General features: G+C 62.0%; 17 protein-coding genes. 9 read left to right on the top strand and 8 right to left on the bottom strand.

Annotation, left to right across the window (positions count from 1 at the left end; genetic code table 11):
• Positions 1 to 155: 155 nt before the first annotated feature.
• Entirely contained in the window at positions 156 to 1,352 is a 1,197-nt protein-coding gene (locus ACKUG4_RS11485; RefSeq protein ID WP_445434041.1) for an AlgP family protein, read from the top strand.
• On the opposite strand, the gene ACKUG4_RS11480 is transcribed toward ACKUG4_RS11485, so the two are convergent.
• Positions 1,349 to 1,810, bottom strand: a complete 462-nt coding sequence (locus tag ACKUG4_RS11480; RefSeq protein WP_445434040.1) for a TIGR02444 family protein — start codon at positions 1,808 to 1,810, stop codon at positions 1,349 to 1,351. The two genes, ACKUG4_RS11485 and ACKUG4_RS11480, sit on opposite strands and share 4 nt — an antisense overlap.
• Before the next feature lie 50 nt (positions 1,811 to 1,860).
• Here ACKUG4_RS11480 and ACKUG4_RS11475 point away from each other — a divergent pair, with 50 nt between their 5' ends.
• The 3 genes from ACKUG4_RS11475 to ACKUG4_RS11465 all read left to right on the top strand — a co-directional run bounded on the left by ACKUG4_RS11475 (position 1,861) and on the right by ACKUG4_RS11465 (position 5,099).
• Positions 1,861 to 3,771 carry an ATP-binding cassette domain-containing protein gene (locus ACKUG4_RS11475; RefSeq protein ID WP_085612048.1) on the top strand — a complete coding sequence of 637 codons (1,911 nt, stop codon included), beginning with the start codon at positions 1,861 to 1,863 and terminating at the stop codon, positions 3,769 to 3,771.
• On the top strand, positions 3,771 to 4,352 hold the full coding sequence (locus tag ACKUG4_RS11470) for a mechanosensitive ion channel family protein (protein ID WP_039765304.1): 582 nt from the start codon (positions 3,771 to 3,773) through the stop codon (positions 4,350 to 4,352). Before ACKUG4_RS11475 ends, ACKUG4_RS11470 begins: the two co-directional genes overlap by 1 nt.
• 114 nt (positions 4,353 to 4,466) lie before the next feature.
• The gene (locus ACKUG4_RS11465; protein WP_064600316.1) at positions 4,467 to 5,099 is read left to right on the top strand and encodes a LysE family transporter; all 633 of its coding nucleotides are present in this window, start codon (positions 4,467 to 4,469) and stop codon (positions 5,097 to 5,099) included.
• A 61-nt stretch (positions 5,100 to 5,160) separates the two neighbouring features.
• On the opposite strand, the gene ACKUG4_RS11460 is transcribed toward ACKUG4_RS11465, so the two are convergent.
• The 5 genes from ACKUG4_RS11460 to ACKUG4_RS11440 form a co-directional block, all read right to left on the bottom strand.
• The gene (locus ACKUG4_RS11460) at positions 5,161 to 5,904 is read right to left on the bottom strand and encodes a penicillin-binding protein activator LpoB (protein ID WP_445434039.1); all 744 of its coding nucleotides are present in this window, start codon (positions 5,902 to 5,904) and stop codon (positions 5,161 to 5,163) included.
• Between the two features lie 3 nt (positions 5,905 to 5,907).
• Positions 5,908 to 6,495 (bottom strand): penicillin-binding protein activator LpoB, encoded by a 588-nt coding sequence (gene lpoB, locus ACKUG4_RS11455; RefSeq protein ID WP_007951848.1) that lies wholly within the window; start codon positions 6,493 to 6,495, stop codon positions 5,908 to 5,910.
• Positions 6,496 to 6,531: 36 nt separating this feature from the next.
• A complete protein-coding gene (locus tag ACKUG4_RS11450) occupies positions 6,532 to 6,906 on the bottom strand; it encodes a YcfL family putative periplasmic lipoprotein (RefSeq protein WP_011336502.1) in 375 nt (124 codons plus the stop codon).
• Between the two features lie 15 nt (positions 6,907 to 6,921).
• Positions 6,922 to 8,316, bottom strand: a complete 1,395-nt coding sequence (locus ACKUG4_RS11445) for a COG3014 family protein (protein ID WP_064600313.1) — start codon at positions 8,314 to 8,316, stop codon at positions 6,922 to 6,924.
• Between the two features lie 203 nt (positions 8,317 to 8,519).
• Entirely contained in the window at positions 8,520 to 9,893 is a 1,374-nt protein-coding gene (locus ACKUG4_RS11440; protein ID WP_445434038.1) for a COG3014 family protein, read from the bottom strand.
• Between the two features lie 151 nt (positions 9,894 to 10,044).
• Between ACKUG4_RS11440 and ACKUG4_RS11435 the strand changes: the two genes are divergently transcribed.
• Complete coding sequence (locus tag ACKUG4_RS11435) at positions 10,045 to 11,940, top strand: FTR1 family protein (protein WP_221398314.1); 1,896 nt, start codon at positions 10,045 to 10,047, stop codon at positions 11,938 to 11,940.
• A gap of 4 nt (positions 11,941 to 11,944) precedes the next feature.
• Entirely contained in the window at positions 11,945 to 12,400 is a 456-nt protein-coding gene (locus tag ACKUG4_RS11430) for a YaiI/YqxD family protein (RefSeq protein ID WP_445434157.1), read from the top strand.
• A gap of 102 nt (positions 12,401 to 12,502) precedes the next feature.
• Here the strand turns inward: ACKUG4_RS11430 and elbB are convergent, their stop codons facing one another.
• Entirely contained in the window at positions 12,503 to 13,171 is a 669-nt protein-coding gene (elbB, locus tag ACKUG4_RS11425) for an isoprenoid biosynthesis glyoxalase ElbB (protein WP_085612043.1), read from the bottom strand.
• A gap of 115 nt (positions 13,172 to 13,286) precedes the next feature.
• On the opposite strand from elbB, the gene ACKUG4_RS11420 reads away from it, so the two are divergent.
• Complete coding sequence (locus tag ACKUG4_RS11420; protein ID WP_445434037.1) at positions 13,287 to 14,522, top strand: sterol desaturase family protein; 1,236 nt, start codon at positions 13,287 to 13,289, stop codon at positions 14,520 to 14,522.
• Here the strand turns inward: ACKUG4_RS11420 and ACKUG4_RS11415 are convergent.
• Positions 14,503 to 15,159, bottom strand: a complete 657-nt coding sequence (locus ACKUG4_RS11415) for a DedA family protein (RefSeq protein ID WP_064600303.1) — start codon at positions 15,157 to 15,159, stop codon at positions 14,503 to 14,505. The two genes, ACKUG4_RS11420 and ACKUG4_RS11415, sit on opposite strands and share 20 nt — an antisense overlap.
• Positions 15,160 to 15,367: 208 nt before the next feature.
• On the opposite strand from ACKUG4_RS11415, the gene hemB reads away from it, so the two are divergent.
• Both hemB and ppk1 read left to right on the top strand, forming a co-directional pair.
• Entirely contained in the window at positions 15,368 to 16,381 is a 1,014-nt protein-coding gene (gene hemB, locus ACKUG4_RS11410; RefSeq protein ID WP_064600301.1) for a porphobilinogen synthase, read from the top strand.
• Positions 16,382 to 16,399: 18 nt separating this feature from the next.
• Positions 16,400 to 18,625, top strand: a complete 2,226-nt coding sequence (gene ppk1, locus ACKUG4_RS11405) for a polyphosphate kinase 1 (RefSeq protein ID WP_064600299.1) — start codon at positions 16,400 to 16,402, stop codon at positions 18,623 to 18,625.
• The last annotated feature ends 92 nt before the right edge of the window (positions 18,626 to 18,717 follow it).

Raw genomic sequence — 18,717 nt, 5'->3', positions numbered from 1 at the left:
GCGCGAACGTCTGCAACGGTGAACTGCTTTTGCCAATGCGCAGAAGTTTTTTGCAAGCCTGCAACCGAGTGCTTTCGATACTGTCAACATGCCCTAGCGGCGGTAGCAGCAGAGGTCTAGTATGAGCCGCACTCACGTCAGCCAGGAGGTAAACCATGTCGGCCACCAAGAAGCCTGTAAACACTCCGTTGCATTTACTCCAACAACTCTCGGGCAGCCTGCTCGAGCATCTGGAAAACGCTTGCTCCCAAGCCTTGGCTGATGCTGAAAAACTGCTCGCCAAACTGGAAAAGCAACGCGGCAAGGCGCAAGAAAAGCTGCACAAATCCCGCACCAAACTGCAGGACGCAGCAGCAGCCGGTAAAGCCAAGGCGCAGACCAAGGCCAAGGCTGCCGTGAAGGAACTCGAAGACCTGCTCGATGCGCTGAAGGAACGTCAGTCCGACACCCGCAGCTACATTCTGCAACTCAAGCGCGATGCCCAGGAAAGCCTGAAACTGGCCCAGGGTGTCGGTCGTGTTCAAGAAGCCGTCGGCAAGGCGCTGTCCCTGCGTTCGGCTAAACCTGCAGCGGCACCTGCGAAAAAAGCAGCCGCCAAACCTGCTGCAAAAGCACCGGCCAAGGCTCCTGCAAAAGCCCCTGCAAAAGCGCCAGTGAAAGCCACTGCAAAACCAGCCGCGAAGAAACCCGCAGCCGCCAGCGCTGCCAAACCTGCGGCCAAAACCACAGCAGCCAAACCAGCTGCCGCGAAGTCAGCTGCTGCAAAACCAGCCGCCAAACCTGCGGCGAGAACTGCTGCTGCGAAAGCGGCTCCAGCGAGAACTGCCGCTGCGAAACCTGCTGCCAAGCCAGCTGCCAAAGCAGCCGTTAAAGCCGCCGCTAAACCAGCTGCCAAAACAGCTGCTGCCAAGCCTGCGGCGAAAACCGCTGCCAAACCGGTTGCTGCCAAACCTGCGGCCAAAGCGGCAGCGAAACCAGCGGCCAAGCCTGCGGTAAAAGCTGCGGCCAAACCCGCTGCAAAACCCGCTGCAAAACCAGCGGCCAAACCGGCTGTCGCCGCCAAGCCTGCAACGACCGCCGCCAAGCCAGCGACCGCTGCTAAACCGGCCGCCAAGCCAGCCGCGAAACCCGCTGCAAAACCAGCAGTGAAAAAACCTGCCGCTGCCAAGCCGGCTGCCGCGAAACCCGCTGCAGCAAAACCGACCGCTGCTCCTGCTGCCAAACCTGCCGCACCGGCAACTCCGGCTGCGACCGCTGCACCTGCACCCGCCGCCACTACCTCGACCACCGCAACCACGCCATCGTCGGCGCCGGTGTCGAGCGTCGCCAGCAACCCGTCCAGCGCTTCCTAAGCGCCGGTCGCCGCGACGCGCAGCACTTGCAGCGCGTCGCGGTTCAGGTTGGCCGCAGGGCCGGCCAGCACTTGCAGCCAGTCACTCGATTCCTTTGAATGACGCTTCCAGCCTTGCGCGGCGCCTTCCAGTCGCGACAGCAGCGCACGTTCCGCTTCCAGTTCCAGTCCCTTGATCTGCTCGCGCATCCCCTTGAGCACCGGATCGGTGTCGGCCAGGGTTTTCCACTGCATGCGCAATGCGCGTAACGGCTGGACCACTTCCCGATCCCAGGGCTCTGTCATTTCCAGAAGCTGCCGGGCGCGTGCCTCGTCACAGGTCGCATCGCGTTGTTCCAGCCATAAACCGCACAGCATCAGGCACACGTTGGCCCCCGCCGATTGCAGGCGCAGGCAGGCATCCTCCACGCCGGGACGGGCGTAGACGGCAAGGGCAAAGCTCCACAGGTCAGAGGACATCGTGCTACTCGCGCCAGTTGCGGGGGAAGCTGGTAGACTCCGCCGCCATTATGATCCGACTTCAGAACCTGACTTTACAGCGTGGCCCGCAACGTCTGCTAGAAGACGCCGAGCTGACCCTGCACGCCGGCCACAAAGCCGGCCTCATCGGTGCCAACGGCGCCGGCAAATCCAGCCTGTTCGCCTTGCTCCGCGGTGAGCTGCACCCGGACTCGGGCGACTGCCTGCTGCCGGCCGACTGGCGTATCGCCCACATGCGCCAGGAGGTCGACACGCTCGAGCGCCTGGCGGTCGACTATGTACTCGACGGTGACCTGCGCCTGCGCGAAGTGCAGCGCGAGCTCGCGGCAGCCGAAGAGGCCCACGACGGCACCGCGCTGGCCCGCCTGCACGCCGAACTCGACAGCGCCGACGGCTACACCGCCGATGCGCGGGCGCGCAAGCTGCTCGCCGGCCTCGGTTTCACCAACGAGCAGATGGATCGTCAGGTAGGAGATTTCTCCGGTGGCTGGCGGATGCGTCTGAACCTTGCGCAGGCTTTGATGTGCCCATCGGACCTGTTGCTGCTCGACGAGCCGACCAACCACTTGGACCTCGACGCCATCATCTGGCTCGAAGAGTGGCTGAAAAGTTACCCCGGCACCTTGCTGCTGATTTCCCACGACCGCGATTTCCTCGATGAAGTCGTCGATCACGTGGCTCACGTCGATCAGCGCAAGCTGACGCTCTACCGTGGCGGCTACACCGCGTTCGAACGCGCCCGTGCCGAGCGTCTGGCCCAGCAGCAACAGGCCTACGAGAAGCAGCAGGCGCAGCGTGCGCACATGGAAAGCTACATCGCCCGGTTCAAGGCCCAAGCCACCAAGGCCCGTCAGGCCCAGAGCCGGATCAAGGCGCTGGAGCGCATGGAAGAGCTGTCGGCGGCCCACGTCGATTCGCCGTTCGACTTCGTGTTCCGCGAGTCGACCAAGATCTCCAGCCCGCTGATCGACCTGTCCGATGCGCGCCTGGGTTACGGCGAGAAAACCGTGCTGGAGAAGGTCAAGCTGCAACTGACCCCCGGCGCGCGGATCGGCTTGCTCGGCCCCAACGGCGCGGGCAAGTCGACCCTGATCAAGAACCTTGCCGGCGAACTCGAACCACTGGCCGGGCGCCTGACTCGCGGCGAGAACACCGTGGTCGGTTACTTCGCTCAGCATCAACTCGACTCGCTGGATTCCAAGGCCAGCCCGTTGCTGCACTTGCAGCGTCTGGCGCCGACCGAGCGCGAGCAGACCCTGCGCGATTTCCTTGGTGGTTTCGACTTCCGCGGCGCACGGATCGACGAACCGGTGCTGAATTTCTCCGGTGGCGAAAAGGCTCGTCTGGCTTTGGCGCTGATCGCATGGGAACGGCCGAACCTGCTGCTGCTCGACGAACCGACCAACCACCTCGACCTGGAAATGCGCCTGGCGCTGACCATGGCGTTGCAGGAATTCAGCGGCGCGGTGTTGGTGGTTTCCCACGATCGGCATCTGCTCAAGAGCACCACCGATAACTTCTTCCTGGTCGCGGACGGCAAGGTCGAAGAGTTCGATGGCGACCTTGAGGACTACGCCCGTTGGCTGGTCGAGTACCGTCAGCGCAACGCCCCGGTCAGCAACACACCGGTCAACCCGGACAAGACCGACAAGAAGGCCCAGCGCCAGGCCGCCGCTGCGTTGCGTCAGCAACTGGCGCCGCACAAGCGCGAAGCCGACAAGCTCGAAGCCGAGCTCGGCAAGCTGCACGAGAAACTGGCGAAGGTCGATGCCAGCCTTGGCGACAGCGACCTCTACGAGCCGGCGCGCAAGAACGAACTGCGTGACCTGCTGGCCGAACAGGCCAAGTTGAAAGTCCGCGAAGGCGAGCTTGAAGAAGCATGGATGCAAGCGCTGGAAACGCTGGAAAGCATGCAGGCGGAGCTGGAGGCGCTGTCTTGATGGAAGCTTTCAAACTTCCATTGCCGGCGATGTGGGCCGAGCCGATCTGGCTCGGTGTGCAGATTCTGCTGATCCTGCTGGCCGGTTACTTCGCCCAGCGCGTCGTCGCCCGATTCCTGACTCGCCTGGGGGAGAAGTATCCGTTCCCGCCGCAGTTGCTGATGCCGCTGCGCGGCGGTCTGCGCTGGCTGATCATGGGCAGTGCGCTGATCTTTGTGCTGGAGCGTCTCGGGGTGTCGGCCACGGTGCTCTGGACCGCGCTGTCGGGCTTCGTCGCGGTGGCGGCGGTGGCGTTCTTCGCCATGTGGAGCGTGCTGTCGAACCTGCTCTGCGCGATTCTGATCTTCACCGTCGGCCCGTTCCGTCTCGGCGATGTGGTCGAGTTGGTCGATACCACCGACAAACCCGGTGTCAAAGGCCGGGTGGTGGCGATCAATCTGCTCTACACCACGCTGATCGAAGCCGAAGAACTCGGCACCGGCAGCGCCATGGTGCAGGTGCCCAACAGCCTGTTCTTCCAGCGTTCGGTGCGCCGCTGGCGCGGCACCGATGTGTTCCCTTCCAGCGGTTTCGAAAAGTGATTGGGCGCCGGCCACATTGGTCGGCGGCCGCAACATCCTGCAAAAAATCGGTAGTCATCCAGCCAATTCCGCATTAGCTTTGAGGATTGTCACGAGTCCGAGTCGAGGTGTGCGATGGAGCTTCAAACATGGCTGGCGTTTTTTGCCGCCTGCTGGGTGATCAGTCTTTCTCCGGGTGCCGGCGCCATCGCGTCGATGTCCAGCGGTCTGCAATACGGTTTCTGGCGCGGTTACTGGAACGCCCTGGGCCTGCAGATCGGCCTGGCTGTGCAGATTGCCATCGTCGGCGCCGGTGTCGGCGCGATCCTCACCGCTTCCGCCACGGCGTTCCATGCGATCAAATGGTTCGGTGTCGCCTACCTGGTCTATCTCGCGATCAAACAATGGCGCGCACTGCCGATGGACATGAGTGATGACGCGGCGGTTCGGCCGATCGGCAAGCCGCTGGCGCTGGTGTTTCGTGGTTTTCTGGTGAACATCAGCAACCCCAAGGCGCTGGTGTTCATGCTCGCGGTGCTGCCGCAGTTCATCAATCCGCATGCGCCGCTGCTGATCCAGTACGTGGTGATCGGCGTGACCATGATCGCGGTCGACCTGATCGTCATGGCCGGCTACACCGGTCTGGCGTCGAAGGTGTTGCGCCTGTTGCGCACACCGACCCAGCAGCGACGCATGAACCGCACGTTTGCCGGGCTGTTCATTGGCGCTGCGGCGTTCATGGCGACATTGCGCAAAGCGGCCGCATAAAGCGTGCAGCCACAAAAAAAGGCGACCTGAGAAGGTCGCCTTTTTCGTTTCCGGCAGTCGGTCAGTGAAGAATCACTGGCGCCGTATCACGCGGCAGATTGTTGCGCTGCTGCGGTTCGCGCGGCTGCTCGTAGCCGCCACCGCCGAGCTGCGTGCTCAGCTGTCCGGCCACGTCTTCGCCCAGCGCCTTCGAAACATCACGCACCACCCGCGGGCGGTTGAGCGAGATCTTGATGTCGCGGTGGTTCACCAGTTTGGTGTCCTGCGCTTCGCCCATCGCCGTGAAGGCCGAGGTGATTTCGAAGGTCTTGGTGTTGATCAGGCTGAAATCGGCCACCAGCGTCAGGCCCAGCACGGCGGAATAGCTGTCGGTGTTCGCCAGCTCGTTTACGTCCTGGGTAAAGTCGATGTCCGACACCGTGCCGAACAGCACGTAGTCGGCACCCTTGAAGTTGCCGGCCTTGATCCGCTTGATCACGTCGTAGACGTCACCCTTGGACGACGCCGTGTACGGCGTGCCCTGCACCAGCTGGAACATGCCGGTGCGCAGGATTTCACCCTTGATGTCGCCGGTGAACTTGCGCAGCTCGGTCTGTTCGATGTAGCTGGTGGTGGCTTCGAGCTCGTTGTAGCTCGAAGAACCGCTGGAACTGTAGTAGCCCTCGCGGTAATTGTTCTGGGCCGAAACGATGTGGATGTATTGCTCCACACGTTCCTGATACGCCAGATCCGTCACCGCGACTTTCGGGGCCGCCTGCACGCTGAACGCGCAAGCCAGGGCCATCATGCCAATCCATGTGCGCATCGATTAACGCTCCGTGGTTTTGCGGATCTCTTTCTCGTCCATCCACTCGGCCAGACCGCTTTCAACGTCGATCAGTTGCAGGCTGAATTTGTAGAAGACGTCCTTGTAGTCGCTGCTGCGCTTGACGATCGAGCTGATCGAACCTTCAAGACGGTATTTGGCGGCGATCATGTTGCCGGTCTTGGCCACGGTGCTTTTCTTGTACAGGCCGCTCTGGTTTTGCAGCTTGAGCTGGTCGACCTGGCTCTGCATCGCGGTGTTGTCGCTGGCGAAACGGGCGGTGCCGGACTTCATCAGCTGGGTCTTGATGCTGGTGGTGATTTCGCGGGTGTCGATGTATTCGCTGGTCTTGTTCTTCACGTCGTAGACCTGCACCACAGGGCGACCCTGCAGAATGCCGGACTGGGCCAGGGAACGGGTCATCGACTCGGCGATCATCTGCAGGTCGGTCGAACCGAACTCGTTGGTCACGGTTTCAACGGCCTTGGTGTCGCCGTAGCTGATGTTCTTGCTGCCCAGGGTCGGCGAAGTGTTGGCGCAACCGCTGGCCAGCAGGGCGAGGACGGCGATGAAGGAAAAGCGTGCAAACATGGGAGTGCTCTCTGAATCGGGAATAGGGTGTCGGGCTTAAGGCGTCTTGAGTTCCAGACGGAAGTCCACGGCTTTGGGCGTCGGGGCGATGCCCTGGATGAAGCTGGTCTGGGCGCCGTACATCATCTGGCTCTTCCAGACTTCTTCTTCGGCGATCGGGAAACCTTCAGGCCCGAGCCAGGCGAAGCGGTAGTAGAACGTCTTGTTGCTGTTGAGGGTGTTGCTCAACTGCACGTTGACGGTCATGAAGCCGTTTTCGCGGGCCACGCGCATCGCGCCGACCACGATGTGTTTCTGCGGGCCCATGGCCACGACCTTGCTCGCGGCACTGCCCGGCTCCGGTGGTGGCGGGGTGGCGCAGCCGCTCGCCAGCAGGGCGAGGGCGGCGACGGCGATGAGTTTGAAGCGCATGCAAAGACTCCGTTCTTAAGGTTGTTTGAGGCTGGCCACGGCGGTGGCGCCAGCGCTCGGGGTCACGTGGGCGGCGAGGCCTGCGGCGAACACCTGATTGCCGACGGCGCGCAGGGTGATCACCTGATAACGCTGATCGACGGTGACCTTGACCTGAGAGCCACCGACGGCGCTCGGCAGAGTGACTTGGTGCTCACCTTTCTTCAAGCGCAGACGTACAACCTGAGTCATGTCCGGCAGGGTGCGCCACGTACGGGTATCGGCACCTTCGAGCACAGCTGAAGAAATACCCACCGCCAGGCCCGCCAGCGGGTTGGTTTCGTTGATCTTCTTCTGCGCCACACCTTTGGTGATCGCGCGCACGGTGGTGCGCAGGATGATCCCCGGCATGTCATCGCGCAGGGCGCGGCGGGACATGGCGGTGGTGCTGTTCAGAGCGGTCAGGTCGACCTGCTGGCCATCGACACCGATCTGCGCGAACGTTGCGGTGGAGGTGTCGGGCTTGATGATCGGGAACGACAGCGGAGTAATCACTACGTTGTTGGAGATTGGCAGCGGCAACGGCACGCGGATCGAATCGCGGGCCGGCGCCAGACCGCTTTGCACCACGATCAGAATGTCGCTGTCATCGCTTTTGACCGGTTTGTCGAGGTTGACCAACGCCTGCTCCAGCAGCGGCGTATTCGGGCGCAGTTCGGCAGCCTTGCGATAGCCCGGCGCAGCGAGGTCTTTTTCGCCCAGGGCTTCATAGACGAAACCGGCCAGGTAATGGCTGAACGCACTCTGGTAGCTGTTTTTCAGGCCGACCACTTCCGGGGCGTCGAGGCTGGCCACCGGGTAGCCCTGCAAATCCTTGTATTCGGTTTTGATGCCTTCCTTCTCGGCTTCCTCTTCGCTCTTGAGGTATTCCTTGTCGCGCAGGTCGGCGATCACCGCTTCACGTTCGTGAGTCTTCTTGATCGCGGTGCGGGCGCCGTCGAAGTCGTTGACCGCCAGCAGGTTCAGGGCCATCTGCGTAGTCAGCATGACTTTTTCGTAGTCGTAGCCTTCGTAGCGGCGCACCTTGTCGTTGACCAGGAAACTGCCGAACTGGGCCAGGTACTTGTCGGTGTCGAGTTTGACCGAGTCTTCCCACTTGCCCACCACCTGGTCGGCGCTGGTCCAGGCATTCTGGCTGCCGGACAGATCGCCCTTGGCGCGCAGCAGTTCACCTTTCTCGAAGTAATAGAGCAGGTCTTTGTCCGGGCCGGTGTTGTTCTTTTCCAGCAGGGTCAGGGCGGCGTCGACGTTGCCGGTGGCCAGTTGCTGGTTGGTCTGGGCCAGTTCGGAATCGTAGTTGCGAAACGCCGAACAGCCGGACAGCAGGGTGACAGCGCTGAGCGCAATCAAAGTGGGAGCGCGGAATGCCATGGGGTTACTTCTTCCATGAGTAGCGACAGCCTCGGGTGCGGGTCGGGCTGCTGGGACCGATCGGCAGTGGCACTGGCCTCCTGCCAATTCCTCATAAAAAGAGGAGCTTTAATGCCGCAACGCGATAGCGCGGGCGCGGCATTATAAGCGGGCGATGCTGGCTATGTAATAGCTTTTTAATTGCACTGGTTGGTTGGGTGCCATTACTTATCCGGCAGTCTGGCATTGCCGATTACGTTGGCGACATCTCTCAGAACTCGCAGGTTGACCAATTGGTGATCGCGATCGATGCGCAGGGTGACCGATGACGCTCCGGGTGCATTGGGCGCATTGAATTGGTGATCGCCTTTCTTCAGCCGTATGCGCGCCACCAATGTCTTGTCGGGGAGCGTGCGCCACGTTCGGGTGTCGGCCTCCTCAAAGGGGTCGTGCTCGGTGACGACCAGCGAGGCCTTGGCCGGATTGCGTTCGTTTTCCTGAGCCTGCGAGATGGCGGCCATGTTGGCGCGGAACATTGCCCGGGAAATGATCGCCGGCATGTCATCGCGCAGCGTACGAAACGCCATGTCGGTGACGCTGTTGATCACGGTCAGCGGGCGTTTGCGGCCATCCACCAGGATGTGGTCGAACGCTGGTGTGACGGTGTCCGGCACCAGGATGGGAAACGAGATCGGCGCGGTAATGACCAGATTTTCATTGAGCCGCACCGGGATCGGCACTGTTACCGAGCTGCGGGCCGGCGCCAGACCGCTCTGGACGACGATCAGAACATCGCTTTCATCATCCTTGGCCGGTGGCTGGTCGAGATTGCGCAGCGCCTGTTCGAGGAAGGGCGTGTTCGGGCGCAACTCGATTGCCTGGCGATAACCCGGTGCGGCCAGATCCCGTTCACCCAGCGCTTCGTAGGTGAACCCGGCCAGGTAATGGCTGAAAGCACTCTGGTAGCCGTTCTTCAGTTCGATAACCGCTGGCGAGTCCAGGGTGGTGACGGGATAGCCCTGCAAATCCTTGTATTGCACGACGATGCCTTGAGCTTTGGCCTGTTCCTCGAGTTCTTCATACTGGCGCTCCCGCTGGCGGGCGATCAGTGCTTCACGTTCGTGGGTCTTCTTGATGTCTGCCCGGGCGCCGTCGAAATCGCTTTCGCCCAATTGGTTGAGGGCCATCTGTGTGGTCAGCATGACTTTTTCGTAGTCATAGCCTTCGTAGCGGCTGAGCTTGTCGTTGACCAGCAGGGTGCCCATTTCATAGGCAAACCGGTTGAGCAGCTTCATGGGGGCGGAAGGCACGGCTTCTTCGCGCTGGAACACCATCCGGTCTGCGCTGCGCCAGGCTTTCTGGCTCTGCGGGCGGGCGTTGGCGAAGCTGAGAATCGAACCCTTCTCGAAGTAGTAGAGCAGGTCCTTGTCTTCCCACGGGTTGTGCCACTCCAGCACATCCAGGGCACCCTGATAGTCGCCGAGCATCAGCCGGTCGTTGGTTTGCTGCATTTCCAGGTCGTAATTGCGGTAAGCCGCGCAGCCGCTCAGTTGCAGGATCGTGCTGATTAATACCGGGAGTAGCAGGCGTTGGCGCATGGAGTGCAGCTCTTCCTGGAGCAGAGAGGCGAAAGGTGAAGGATTATAGGGGTGGGCAGTGGCCATGTGCCGGGGATTGGAGAGAAAGCTTGAGGGAATCGCGCTCGAAGTGAACAATATGTAACTTCGCATTTCCACTTGAGACTCATTCATGACTGCCGCGTCCCGATTTCTGGCCTGGCTGGTGTTCCCGCTGTGCGCCCTGAGCAGCTTCAATCTGCTGGCCGACACCGTGGAAGGCGCGCCGCAAGCGTTGCACCTGCTTGATTACATCAGCGCCGATTACCCGCCGACGGTAGCGGCAGGCAAGGTCATCGACGATGGCGAATACCGCGAGCAACTGGAATTCACCCAGGTGCTGCAAGGGCTGATCGCCGGCCTGCCGGCCAAACCGGAGAAAGCGGCGCTGGAACAGGGCGTCAGCGCCTTGCACGCCGCGATCACGGCGAAACAGGACGGTGCGGACGTGGCCCGTCAGGCCCGACAACTGGGAGCGAAACTGGCGGTGGCTTATGAAGTCAGCCAGGCCCCGATCATCACGCCTGATCCGACCCGTGGTGCGCCGCTCTACGCGCAAAACTGCTCGGTGTGCCACGGCGACGCGGGTGCCGGCGACGGCCCGGCAGGTCTCGGTATGACGCCGGCGCCGGCCAATCTGCGCGATGCTGCGCGGATGGATCACCTGAGCCTGTATGCGATCTACAGCACCCTCGGCCAGGGCGTCGAAGGCACTGACATGCCAGCCTTTGCCGATCAACTGGACGACCGTCAGCGCTGGGATCTGGCGACCTATATCGCGCAGTTCAGCGCCGATCCGGCCACGGCCAAAGCCGACAAGACCTACAACATTGCCGATCTGGCCCGCCAGACCCCGGCCGAGGTGCAGGCTGCCGAGGGCGCTGAAGCCGCCGCGATCTTCCGTGCGCAACGGGCGCAGCCGCCGCAGGTCAAGCGCGGCCCGGCGCAGTTGCTCGACTACACCGCCGCGACCCTGGACAAGAGCCTGGCGGCGTACCGTGCCGGTGAACACGATCAGGCTTACGACCTGTCGGTGGCGGCGTATCTGGAAGGCTTCGAACTGGTGGAAAGCTCGCTGGACAACGTCGACGCCAACGTGCGCAAGGACACCGAAAAATCCCTGATGGCCTATCGGCAATCGCTGCAGGACGGCTTGCCGGTGGAGCAGGCCGAACAGCGTCTCGATGCGGCCAAGGCCAAACTCAAGGAGTCTGCCGGCCTGTTGGGCAGCGATGGATTGAGCTGGTCGCTGAGCTACATTTCCGGTCTGCTGATTCTGCTGCGCGAAGGTCTGGAAGCGATTCTGGTGCTGGCGGCGATCCTCGCGTTCCTGCGCAACACCGGCCAGCAATCGGCGGTGCGCAGCGTCAACGTCGGCTGGGGGCTCGCGCTGCTGGCCGGCCTCGGCACCTGGGCGCTGGCGGCGTATGTGATCGATGTCAGCGGCTCCCAGCGTGAACTGCTCGAAGGCGCCACGGCGCTGTTCGCCAGCGTCATGGTGTTGTGGCTCGGGGTGTGGATGCACGACCGTCGCCACGCGGCAGCCTGGCAGGACTACATCAAGCAGAGTCTGGTTGGCGGAGGCGGGCGTTTCGGTTTCGCGATCCTGGCGTTCTTCTCGGTGTACCGCGAGCTGTTCGAAGTGATCCTGTTCTACGAAACCCTGTGGCTGCAGGCCGGTCCTGCCGGGCACAACGCGGTGTTGGCGGGCGGTGCGACGGCGCTGGTGCTGCTGTTCGGTCTGGCGTGGGTGATCCTGCGCGGTTCGGCGAAACTGCCGCTGGCGCTGTTCTTCAGCATCAACGCCGCGCTGCTCTGCGCGTTGTCGGTGGTGTTCGCCGGTCACGGCGTGAAGGCGCTGCAGGAAGCCGGGATCTTTGGCACCCGGCCGGTGGCGTTCTTCGATTTCGACTGGCTGGGGATTCATGCCGACGCCTATTCGCTGACGGCGCAGGCCGTGGCGATCGCGGCGATCATCGTGCTGTATGGCCGCAGTTGGGTGGCTGAAAAGCGCCGCATGGCGGCTTGAGATGATGCGCGTATGGATCGATGCCGACGCCTGCCCGAAGATGGCCAAGGAGCTGGTGGTGAAGTTCGCCCTCAAACGCCGCTTCGAAGTGGTGCTGGTGGCGGGGCAGCCGCAGAGCAAGCCGGCGCTGGCGCTCGTCAAGCTGATCGTGGTGCCGAGCGGCCCGGATGCGGCGGATGATTATCTGGTGGAGCATGCGGTGCCGGGTGAACTGGTGATCTGCAGCGACATTCCGCTGGCCGACCGGCTGGTGAAGAAGGGCGTTGCGGCGCTGGACCCGCGAGGCAAGGAGTTCGACGTGCAGAACATGGGTGAACGGCTGGCGACACGCAACCTGTTCACCGACCTGCGTGAACAGGGCCAGGTCAGCGGCGGCCCGGCACCGTTTGGCGACCGCGAGAAGCAGGCGTTCGCCAATGCGCTGGACCGGATCCTGACACGGCTGGCGCGCCAATCCTGACCTTGTGGGAGCGAGCCTGCTCGCGATGAGGTCAGTACATTCAACATAACGGTTGCCTGTAATACCGATCGCGAGCAGGCTCGCTCCCACATGAAGTCGGGTTCAGGCGTCGTTTTCGTGGGTCAGTTCTAGCACCCGATCCACCAGCTTGTTGATCCCCGAAGCCGCCTCGCTGATCGACTGCGCCAGCATGTAAGCCGGAGTGGTCACCAGTTTGCGCGCCTTGTCTTCAATAATGTCGGTCACCGCGCAGTCTTCGTGGTTGGCGCCCATCTTGTTCATGGCGGCGGCCGTGTCGGCGTCGTTGCCGATGGTGCAGGTCACGCCCGGGCCGTAGATCTTCGCGGCCAGCGCCGGCGAAATGCAGATCAGGCCCACCGGTTTGCCCGCTTCGGCAAAGGCTTCGGCCAGCGCCAGTACTTGCGGCTGCACGGTGCAGCCGGCGCCTTCGATGGCGAAGTTCGACAGGTTCTTCGCCGCACCGAAACCGCCTGGCACGATCAGCGCATCGAAGTCCTCGACATCGGCCTCACGCAGATCCTTGACGTTGCCCCGGGCGATGCGAGCCGATTCCACCAGCACGTTGCGCGACTCGGGCATTTCTTCGCCGGTCAGGTGATTGATCACATGCAATTGAGCGATGTTCGGGGCGAAACACTGCACCTGGGCGCCGCGCTGGTCGAGGCGCAACAGGGTGATGACGCTTTCGTAGATCTCGGCGCCGTCGTAAACGCCGCAACCGGACAGGATCACTGCAACTTTTTTGCTCATGGGTTTCTCTCCAGATTCATGGCGCTAAATGTCCTCTAATTTGTCGTTCGTTGCCATAGGATCAAGCCGCGGCTACACCTAGGATCTGAGCTACAGATTCCGACCAGGGCGCGTCATGAACTTCATCCTGTATGCGGTACCGTTTTTCTTCGTGTTGATTGCGGCGGAGCTCATCGCCGACCGCTGGCGCGGGGTGAGCAACTATCGCCTGGCCGATGCGGTGAACAGCATCAGCACCGGGGTGTTGTCGACCACCACCGGCCTGTTGACCAAGGGCGTGGGCCTGGTGACCTATGCGTTTGCCCTGGAGCATCTGGCGCTGGTCAGGTTGCCTGCGGACAGCGTCTGGGTCTGGGTGTTTGCCTTTGTCTTCTATGACTTCTGCTATTACTGGCTGCATCGCATGGGCCATGAACGGAACATCCTCTGGGCGGCGCATTCGGTGCATCACCAGAGCGAGGACTACAACCTTTCCACGGCCTTGCGCCAGACCAGCACCGGGTTCCTGCTGAGCTGGATCTTCTACCTGCCGATGGCCGTGCTCGGGGTGCCGCTGCTGGTGTTCGTCAGCGTTGCGGCGCTGAATCTGCTGTATCAGTTCTGGGTCCATACCCGGCACATTCCCAAGCTCGGCTGGTTCGAGTGGTGCTTCGTCACGCCGTCCAATCATCGGGCCCACCATGCACAGAACGCTCTCTACATGGATCGCAACTACGGCGGGGTGTTCATTATTTGGGACCGTCTGTTCGGCTCCTTCCAGGAGGAGGACGACAACGAGCCGGTGATTTTCGGCGTGACCACGCCGCTGGCGAGCTGGAATCCGTTGTGGGCCAACCTGCAGTTTTACGCGCAGCTATGGGATGACGCGCGCCGGGCGGAACGCGTGTGGGACAAGATCAGGATCTGGTTCATGCGCACCGGCTGGCGTCCGGCGGACGTCGCGGCGAAGTACCCGATGAACAAGCCGGACCTGAGTCAGTTCCGCAAATTCGAGGTGCCGCTGGACAGTCGTCAGCAGTGGTACGTGGGGTTGCAGTTTGGCGTCTATGTGGCGCTGGGCAGTTATCTGATGAATCTGGAACACAGTCTGCCCACCGGAGCATTGCTGCTCGGCTGGGGCGCGGTGGCGTTCGGTTTGTTCGTGTTGGGCGTAGCCCTGGAGAATCGCCCGTGGGCGGGCAAGCTGGAAGTGTTGCGGCTGGCTTCGAACCTGCCGCTGGTGTGGCTGGCGCCGCTGGTCGGACTCTGGCCGGCCAGCCCGGGGATATGGGTCGGCCTGCTCAGTTACAGCCTGCTCAGCGGCATCGGGCTGTATTGCTGTCGCCAGCGACTTACTCGGCTGGCGTCTTAGGGTCGGCAGCCTTGGCCATTTCGGCTTTGTGCCGTTCGGCCTTGGCCAGCAGCTCGGCCTGTTCTTGCTCGTAAACCTTTTTCGCCAGCCGGGCATTCTTGAACCGGCGGCGCAGCCATAGGCCCAGGCCGAGCACCAGCAGAGCGCCCAGCACCCACAACTCATACTTCTTGATGCTGCCGAGCATGCCTTCGAGCACGGCACCGAAGTGGTAAGCAGCGGCGGCCAGGGCGGTGGCCCAGATCGCGGCGCCGATACCGTTGAGCAGCAGATAACGTCCCGGCGGATAGCCCGAGAGGCCGATTGCCACCGGCATCACCGTGCGCAGTCCGTACACGAAGCGAAAGCTCAGGACCCAGATGTCCGGGTGCTTGCGGATGTGTTCCAGCGCGCGGTCGCCCATCATCTGCCAGCGCGGTTTGCGCGCCAGCAGCTTGCGCCCGTGCTTGCGGCCCAGGAAGTACCACAGCTGATCGCCGGCATAGCTGCCGAAGAACGCCACGACCACCACCAGTTTGATGTCCATGTATTCACGGAACGCGAGGAAGCCCGCGAGCACCAGGATGGTTTCGCCTTCGAAGAACGTCCCGAGAAACAGGGCAAAGTAGCCGAAGTCATGCAGAAATTGTTGGAGCATTGTCTGGGTGCTGGCGAAATGAACGCGCAGCCTAACCCTTCGGACACATTCAGGAAAGTGTCGAAATGTGTCTCGACGTGAACATTTCCTACACGGACAATGGAAAGCGACTACCTGTCGCAGGGGTGCACATAACTGTCATACGACCGTCATAATGGCCATCTATAACTGTCACGCTCGCCCGTTTGCGCGGGCTCAGGAGTCTGCCGTGAGCTTTACCCCAGCCAACCGTCTGTTCCCTGCCACCCGCCTGCGTCGCAATCGCCGTGATGATTTTTCCCGGCGGCTGGTGCGTGAGAATGTGCTGACGGTCGATGACCTGATCCTGCCGGTGTTCGTCCTCGACGGTGAAAACCGCCGCGAAGCCGTGGCCTCGATGCCGGGTGTCGAGCGCCTGACCATCGACCTGCTGCTTGAAGAAGCCGCCACATGGGTCGAGCTGGGGATTCCGGCGCTGGCGCTGTTCCCGGTCACCCCGCCTGAACTCAAATCCCTCGATGCCGCCGAAGCCTGGAATCCCGAAGGTATCGCGCAGCGCGCTACTCGCGCCCTGCGTGACCGGTTCCCGGAACTGGGCGTTATCACTGACGTCGCCCTCGACCCGTTCACCACTCACGGTCAGGACGGCATTCTCGATGAAGAAGGCTATGTGCAGAACGACATCACCGTCGATGCACTGGTCAAGCAAGCCTTGTCCCATGCTGCTGCGGGCGCCCAGGTGGTTGCCCCGTCGGACATGATGGACGGCCGCATCCAGGCCATCCGCGAGGCGCTGGAACTGGCTGGCCACGTCAACGTGCGGATCATGGCCTACTCGGCCAAGTACGCCAGTGCCTATTACGGCCCGTTCCGCGATGCGGTGGGTTCGGCCGCGAACCTGGGCAAGGCGAACAAGGCCTCCTATCAGATGGACCCGGCCAACAGCGATGAAGCCCTGCACGAAGTGGGCGCGGACTTGTCTGAAGGCGCGGACATGGTCATGGTCAAACCCGGCATGCCGTACCTGGACATTTTGTTCCGGGTAAAAGATGCCTTCAAAGTGCCGACCTTCGTCTATCAGGTCAGCGGCGAATACGCCATGCATATGGCGGCGATCCAGAATGGCTGGTTGAGCGAAGGCGTGATCCTCGAATCCCTGACCGCCTTTAAACGTGCCGGCGCTGATGGCATCCTGACTTACTTTGCTGTCCGTGCCGCTCAATTGTTACGAGAGCAGAAATAGCCCTCCCAGGAACATTCGATGAATACCGAAGGACTCACTGAAGTTGCCGTAAAAGAAGCTCAACCCGTGGTCGAGCAGATTACCGAAACCCCGCCGGAACTGGAGCCTGCGCCACCCGCGCCGGCAACCGAGCCTGCCGCGGCGGTTCCGGCGATCGCGATTCCCGGCCTGGATGACAGCAGCCTGTACATCCACCGTGAATTGTCGCAACTGCAGTTCAACATCCGCGTGCTGGAACAGGCGCTGGACGAGTCCTACCCGTTGCTGGAGCGGCTGAAGTTCCTGCTGATCTTCTCCAGCAACCTCGACGAATTCTTCGAAATCCGCGTCGCCGGCCTCAAGAAACAAATCACCTTCGCCCGTGAACAGGCCGGCGCCGACGGCCTGCAACCGCACCAGGCCCTGGCCCGGATCAGCGAGCTGGTGCACGGTCACGTAGATCGCCAGTACGCGATCCTCAACGACATCCTGCTCCCGGAGCTGGAAAAGCATCAGGTGCGTTTCATCCGTCGTCGCCACTGGACGACCAAGATCAAAACCTGGGTCCGCCGCTATTTCCGCGACGAGATCGCGCCGATCATCACTCCGATCGGCCTCGACCCGACGCACCCGTTCCCGTTGCTGGTGAACAAGAGCCTGAACTTCATCGTCGAGCTCGAAGGTATCGACGCCTTCGGTCGCGATTCCGGTCTGGCGATCATCCCGGCACCGCGCCTGTTGCCGCGAATCATCAAGGTGCCGGAAGAAGTCGGCGGCCCTGGCGACAACTATGTGTTCCTGTCGTCGATGATCCACGCCCACGCCGATGACCTGTTCCAGGGCATGAAGGTAAAAGGCTGCTACCAGTTCCGCCTGACCCGAAACGCCGACCTGGCGCTCGATTCCGAAGACGTCGAAGACCTGGCCCGCGCACTGCGTGGCGAGCTGTTTTCGCGTCGATACGGTGACGCCGTGCGCCTGGAAGTCGCCGACACTTGCCCGAAACACCTGTCGGACTACCTGCTCAAGCAATTCAACCTGAGCGAGACCGAGCTGTATCAGGTCAACGGTCCGGTGAACCTGACGCGTCTGTTCAGCATCACCGGCCTGGACAGCCATCCGGAGCTGCAATACACGCCGTTCACGCCGCAGATCCCGAAACTGCTGCAGAACAGCGAAAACATTTTCAGCGTGATCAGCAAGCAGGACATCCTGTTGCTGCACCCGTTCGAGTCGTTCACCCCGGTGGTCGACCTGTTGCGCCAGGCCGCCAAGGACCCACACGTCCTCGCCGTGCGCCAGACCCTGTACCGCTCCGGCGCCAACTCGGAAATCGTCGATGCGCTGGTGGACGCCGCGCGTAACGGCAAGGAAGTGACGGCGGTCATCGAGCTGCGTGCGCGCTTCGACGAAGAGTCCAACCTGCAACTGGCCAGCCGTCTGCAAGCGGCGGGCGCGGTGGTGATCTACGGCGTGGTCGGCTTCAAGACTCACGCCAAGATGATGCTGATCCTGCGCCGCGAGGCCGGTGAGATCGTGCGTTACGCGCACCTCGGCACCGGTAACTACCACGCCGGCAACGCCCGCCTGTACACCGACTACAGCCTGCTGACCTCCGACGATGCCTTGTGCGAAGACGTCGGCAAACTGTTCAGCCAGTTGATCGGCATGGGCAAGACGCTGCGCATGAAGAAGCTGCTGCATGCGCCGTTCACTCTGAAGAAGGGCATGCTCGACATGATCACCCGCGAGACGCAATTCGCGCTCGACGGTAAACCGGCGCACATCATCGCCAAGTTCAACTCGCTGACCGATCCGAAGATCATTCGCGCGCTGTACAAGGCCAGCCAGTCCGGCGTGCGCATCGATCTGGTGGTGCGCGGCATGTGCTGCCTGCGTCCGGGCATCGCCGGGGTTTCGCACAACATTCACGTGCGCTCGATCATCGGCCGCTTCCTTGAGCACACCCGAGTGTTCTACTTCCTCAACGGTGGCGAGGAACAGATGTTCCTGTCCAGCGCCGACTGGATGGAGCGCAACCTCGACAAGCGCGTCGAGACCTGCTTCCCGGTGGAAGGCAAGAAGCTGCTGACCCGGGTCAAGAAAGAGCTGGAGCTGTACCTGACCGACAACACCCACAGCTGGAGCCTGCAATCGGACGGTCGCTACATCCGCAACACGCCGACCGGCAACCAGAACCCGCGCAGTGCGCAGGCGACGTTGCTGGAGCGGTTGGGTAGCCCGATTCTGCCGGTGAGCAGCTGAGAGCTTAAAAGCACCCCCTCACTGTAGAGACCGGTACATCCTTTACACATTAGACCGGGGACATCGTTTACACCTTTTACAGGCTTGATACG

Source organism: Candidatus Pseudomonas auctus (genome assembly GCF_048654275.1).
GTDB classification, from domain to species: Bacteria; Pseudomonadota; Gammaproteobacteria; order Pseudomonadales; family Pseudomonadaceae; genus Aquipseudomonas; species Aquipseudomonas pharyngis.
This window is presented reverse-complemented; position numbering and strand designations above follow the sequence as displayed.